Origin of the sequence: Bartonella sp. CL25QHWL, from assembly GCF_042195335.1 — a bacterium.
Taxonomy (GTDB): Bacteria; Pseudomonadota; Alphaproteobacteria; order Rhizobiales; family Rhizobiaceae; genus Bartonella.
This window is the reverse complement of the sequence record NZ_JBHIOE010000022.1, coordinates 1-5,044: the sequence shown is the minus strand read 5'-3', so window position 1 is coordinate 5,044 and position 5,044 is coordinate 1. Positions and strand designations below refer to the sequence as shown.

1 protein-coding gene and 1 pseudogene are annotated in these 5,044 nt (G+C 38.4%); both read left to right on the top strand.

The features are described from left to right. A partial coding sequence (locus tag ACFILY_RS08540; protein ID WP_375673320.1) for an autotransporter outer membrane beta-barrel domain-containing protein occupies positions 1 to 2,585 on the top strand: 2,585 nt, incomplete at its 5' end. Positions 2,586 to 3,242: 657 nt separating this feature from the next. Then, positions 3,243 to 5,044 (top strand): annotated as a pseudogene (locus ACFILY_RS08535) (autotransporter outer membrane beta-barrel domain-containing protein); the annotation flags it as partial.

The window sequence follows — 5,044 nt, the reverse complement described above, 5'->3', positions numbered from 1 at the left end:
CGGGTGGAACTGTAACCGCAACAAACATGGCATTGCTTGCAAAAAGCGGTGGGCATATTAAAGTCACAGATGTTGCTCTAACAACAATGGATGGCAACGGATACGGTGCAGCTACCACTGATCCTGACAGCTTGATTGAATTGGATGGAAAGACAACGATTAATAATGCTTTCATCGGGCTCAATGCAGAAAACAGTGGTGCAATCACAATGGCGGGTGGAACTGTAACCGCAACAAACATGGCATTGCTTGCAAAAAGCGGTGGGCATATTAAAGTCACAGATGTTGCTTTAACAACAAAAAATGGTAACTATGGTGCTGCTGCAACCGATCCTGAAAGCTTGATTGAATTATATGGAAAGACAACAATTAATAATGCTGTAACCGGACTTGATGCAGAAAATAGTGGCACAATTATAATGACTGGTGGAACAGTAACTGCGAAAACCATGGCATTGTTTGCAATGAACGGTGGACATATTAAGGTCACAGACGTTGCTCTAACAACGATGGATGGCAACGGATACGGTGCAGCTGCCAGCAATCCTTACAGCTTAATTGAATTGCATGGAAATACAGCGATTAGCAATACTTTCATCGGACTTTATGCAGAAAACGGTGGCACAATTAAAATGAATGGAGGGACCGTAGCAGCAAAAGGATCAGCATTTGTTTTAAAAAATAGCGGATATATTGATGTAACAAATGTTTCTGCAACAGCAGAAAACAGTGGCATAACATTTGATAAATCCGAGGATGATAATGCCTTAGAAATCAACTTGACAAATACAAAGATTCGCACTGAAAATAGTATTGGAATTAACGCAGACCAATCAATCGGTATAGCCAATCTCAAAAATTCAGAAATCAGTGCCGATATTTTATTAGCAGCAAAAGCTTCAACTAAAGAAAATAATTTTGCTTTTACATTAAATGCTAATCACTCCGTATTAAAGGGAAGAGCAAAAATTGCAGAAAACAGAACTGTACGCTTTGATTTGACAAACAAGACAACATGGATATTGAAAACCAGTACAAAAGAAACCGATGATGACGGAAAACTGCTTGCTATTGCTCAAAGGTCACGTTCTGATATTTCTGTGCTCAATCTCAATGATAGTTCTATTGTTTTTAATGGACCGGTAGAAGATCATTATCATACATTGCATATAGGATCTGGAATACCGAACATTCTAGCAGTCTATAATGCCTCTGGTGAGGCAGAAATTCATTTCAACGCTATATGGAGTGATGGTGTTGCAATAGATGCACAAAAAACCGATAGGCTTCTCATTCACGGTGATGTAGCAGGCACCACAACAGTTTATGTCAAAAATGTTTCAGGGGATAAAGAGAGTGTAGAAAATGCCTCTGATCCTTCAAATATAGGTGGACTTTCACTTATTCAAGTTTCTGGAGAAGCAAAAGAAGACTCCTTTAAATTGAAAAATGGCTATACCACCATAGGAGGAACTCCTTATAAATATACGCTAACTGCCTATGGACCAGTCTCAAGCTATGGCAAAGCCAATGCTAACCAAAACTTATTCGATGAAAAGGATAAAGATTTCTGGGATTTCCGTTTGCAGCCTGAATTTTTTGACCCCGATTCAAAAGTAAGAGCAGTTGTACCACAAATGGCAAGCTATTTGGTTATGCCAAATGCCCTCTTTTATACTGGATTGGCCGATATGGCCAAGCAAAATGCACTTTTAGCCAATATGAGAACAACAGTCTTGGGAGAGCAGAAAAATCTAAAAAACAGTTTCTTCCTCTCTACCTATGGGGGTACAGGAACCTTATCCTCGAAACGCGGTCCCCTTAAATATGGTTATGGTGCTGATATTCGCTACGCTGCTATACAAGGTGGGGTTGCATTGACTACGTTAGAAGGGCACAGCACTACTACACATCTTGGTCTTTTAGGTACCTATGGGCAGCTGTCTTTCACTCCAAAAGAGATGCAGGATGCAAGTAAAAGCACCCTAGATAAATGGTCTCTCACTGCCTATGGTAGTGTACAACATGACAGTGGTTTCTATATCGATACGCTTTTATCCTATGGGATAATAAAGGGCGATATCACCAATGCTATCATTGGTAAAACCGCGAAATTGAACAATGTAAAAATGTTGAGTATTTCCACCACCGTTGGCAAACAATTTTCTACCGGAATGGAAGGTTTAACCTTCGAGCCCCAAATACAACTTGCTTATCAACATTTGATGTTTGATACCATTGAAGATGCTGATAATTTAAAAATTGATATGAACAATCCTTCTCAATGGTTGATCCGTGTTGGTGGACGTTTAACCAAAACCATTATGACCACTGAAAATGGTCCTGCCATTTCCTTCTATGGAAAAGCAAACTTGATCAAAACCTTTGGTGATGATGGTACCATCCAGATTGGCAGAGATTTTGACCTTGATCCCATAGGAACAGCAATTGAGGGCGGCGTTGGCATCAATGCACAACTGTCTCACAATTTCTCTCTTTACGGTGATGTAAGCTATCGACAAAAGCTTCAGAAAACTGGTATAAGTGGTGCAAGCTTTTCAGGTGGCATACGCTATCAGTTTTAAATCAAGGCTGTAAAAATAGCCTATTCATTCTATTCAATTTAACAAAAAGGGCAGCACAATATGCTGCTCTTTTTGTACATTAAAGTCATCCTTTTTCCTTTTAAAGCACCCTTCCCTCTTTATACTTAATACTTAGTTCTTTACGAAAATCCCCAAGACAAGACACAACAAACGCAACAGAGCACTTCTATCCCCAGTGGATGAAGAGTACTTCCTACTTTGAAAAAAAGAGAAGTCTATTAGAAATAAATTAATACCACTGTGTTGAAAGATGACAACCCACTTTAAGCCCAAGTAAGTTAGCTTTTTTACTAGCTTCTTCTACATCCTTTTTTGTTCCCTCATAATCCCAATTTGCGTCATATAATAATCCCTACCATCACGTAAAAGATGTCATGGTACCACTATATCAGTATCTCAGAATATTTCTCTGAATAATAATATTCAAAATTATAATTCTTTAAATAAAATCAATTATAAATACATTTTGTATTAGACATAATTAATATCAAGTATTTTTTAATTTTGACAAAAAACCAAAAATGTCTTACCAAATAAAGACAATTACTGAAATTAATAACAATTATCCATTTTCACTTCTTCTTATGAAGTTCGCGGGGAAATGAATATTTGGGGGCTATCATAAGGAGAATACTAGTGTATAAAACATCCCTTTTATCATGCACGGCTGCAGCCGCTATCATCCTGTTCAACATCCAGTTCAGTGCACATGCTGAAACCCTCGTAGTTTCTGGGGGAAAACAACAAGAAGTATCCGATAAAACCTACGAAACTATTCACGCAAAAGACGGTGGCAAAATCATTGGAAAACATTTAACCATTGTTACGAATAAAGATATAAACCAAGGCACAAACCAAACCGTCTATGCTGTAACAGCAGAAGGTGCTAACAGTGCGATTGAGTTACTGGATGGCACAACCATTAAAGGCACTGGTTCTGGTATTTTCTTAGGCCTTGAAGCCAAAGACGGTGCTACACTTCAAATGACTAAGGGAACAATTACATATTCTGGAATGGAGGCCTCCTCATCTGGCATTTTATCTAGCACTGGTGCTTCCTTTTCTGACAGTAAGAGTAAAAAAAACAAGCTGGAAGACGTGGTAATATCGAGTGAAAACGATAACAGTTCACTATCCTTAGGAATAAGTGCTAAAAACAGCACAGTAACCTTGAACAATGTAACCGTTACTCAAGCACTAACAGGCATATCTGCAGATGATCACTCGACAATAACAATCTCTGGAGGATCATTTCGTGCAAAAAATACAGCAATATCTGCTCAAAATGGCAGCATCATTACTTTAAACAACAATGTTACAGTCGCATCATCTAATGGTAATGCACTCCATGCAGATGGTATAGAATCCAAGATCACAATGAAAGGAGGAGCTGTCATAGGAGGAAATTTGAATGGACATGAAGGCGCATTACTTACAGAAAATGGTGGACGTATTGAAATTACGGATGTTACTCTAACAACCAATAACTTCGGAAACGGTGCAAATGCCAATGGCTTTGGAAGCATAATTGAATTAAAAGGCAAAACAAGCATTGAAAAAGTTAGAGATGGACTGAGAGCAGAAAAAGGTGGTAAAATCACCAGCGAAGATTTAACAATAACTGCTTATGAAAACCAAGAATACGGCACTTCTGGTATAATAGCCATTAATCCCAATAGTGAAATTCAATTAAAGGGGCATACAACCTTTGAAAAAGTTTCGTACGGTCTTGGAGCCTATAATGGTGGTAAAATTACCAGCGGAGATTTAACAATAGTCGGTGGTAAAGCAATTAATGACAACCCCAATGAAGCACGATCTGGTGTATGGACAGCGGGCTCTGGGAGTGAAATTCAGTTAACGGGCAAAACAACCATTCAAAATTTTGATGAAGGTCTTTATGCAGAGGATGGAAGTAAAATCATTAGCGGAGATTTAACAATAATCGGTGGTGAGTCCGAAGCAGCAACCGTTGGTGTAAACACTTGGGAGGCTGATAGTATAGTTGAATTAAATGGCAAAACAACCATTCAAAATGTTGATGTTGGTCTCGCTATTGGTAAAGATAGCACAATTAAGATGATTAATGGCGCTATTGATGCTAATTCTAAAGGTCTAGATACCCAATCCGACACCCTTCAGAATGGGAAGAAAAATAAAATAGAAGCAAAAAAAGTTGCAATGGTTGTAATAAATGGCGGCCAAATTGCTCTAACGGATGTTTCTGCAAAAGTAGGAATCAGTGGCTTACAGTTCTTAGCTGTCTCTGATATTGATAAAAATGAATCAGATGATCCACAAAAACACCAAAGTAGTGAGATCAATCTGACTAATGCAGAGCTTCATGCTGAAAATGGTACTGGAATTTTTGTTGGAGCTTTTACTAACGATAACATGGAAGATATTCCAGGTTTGTCAATCGGTACAGTCAATCTCAA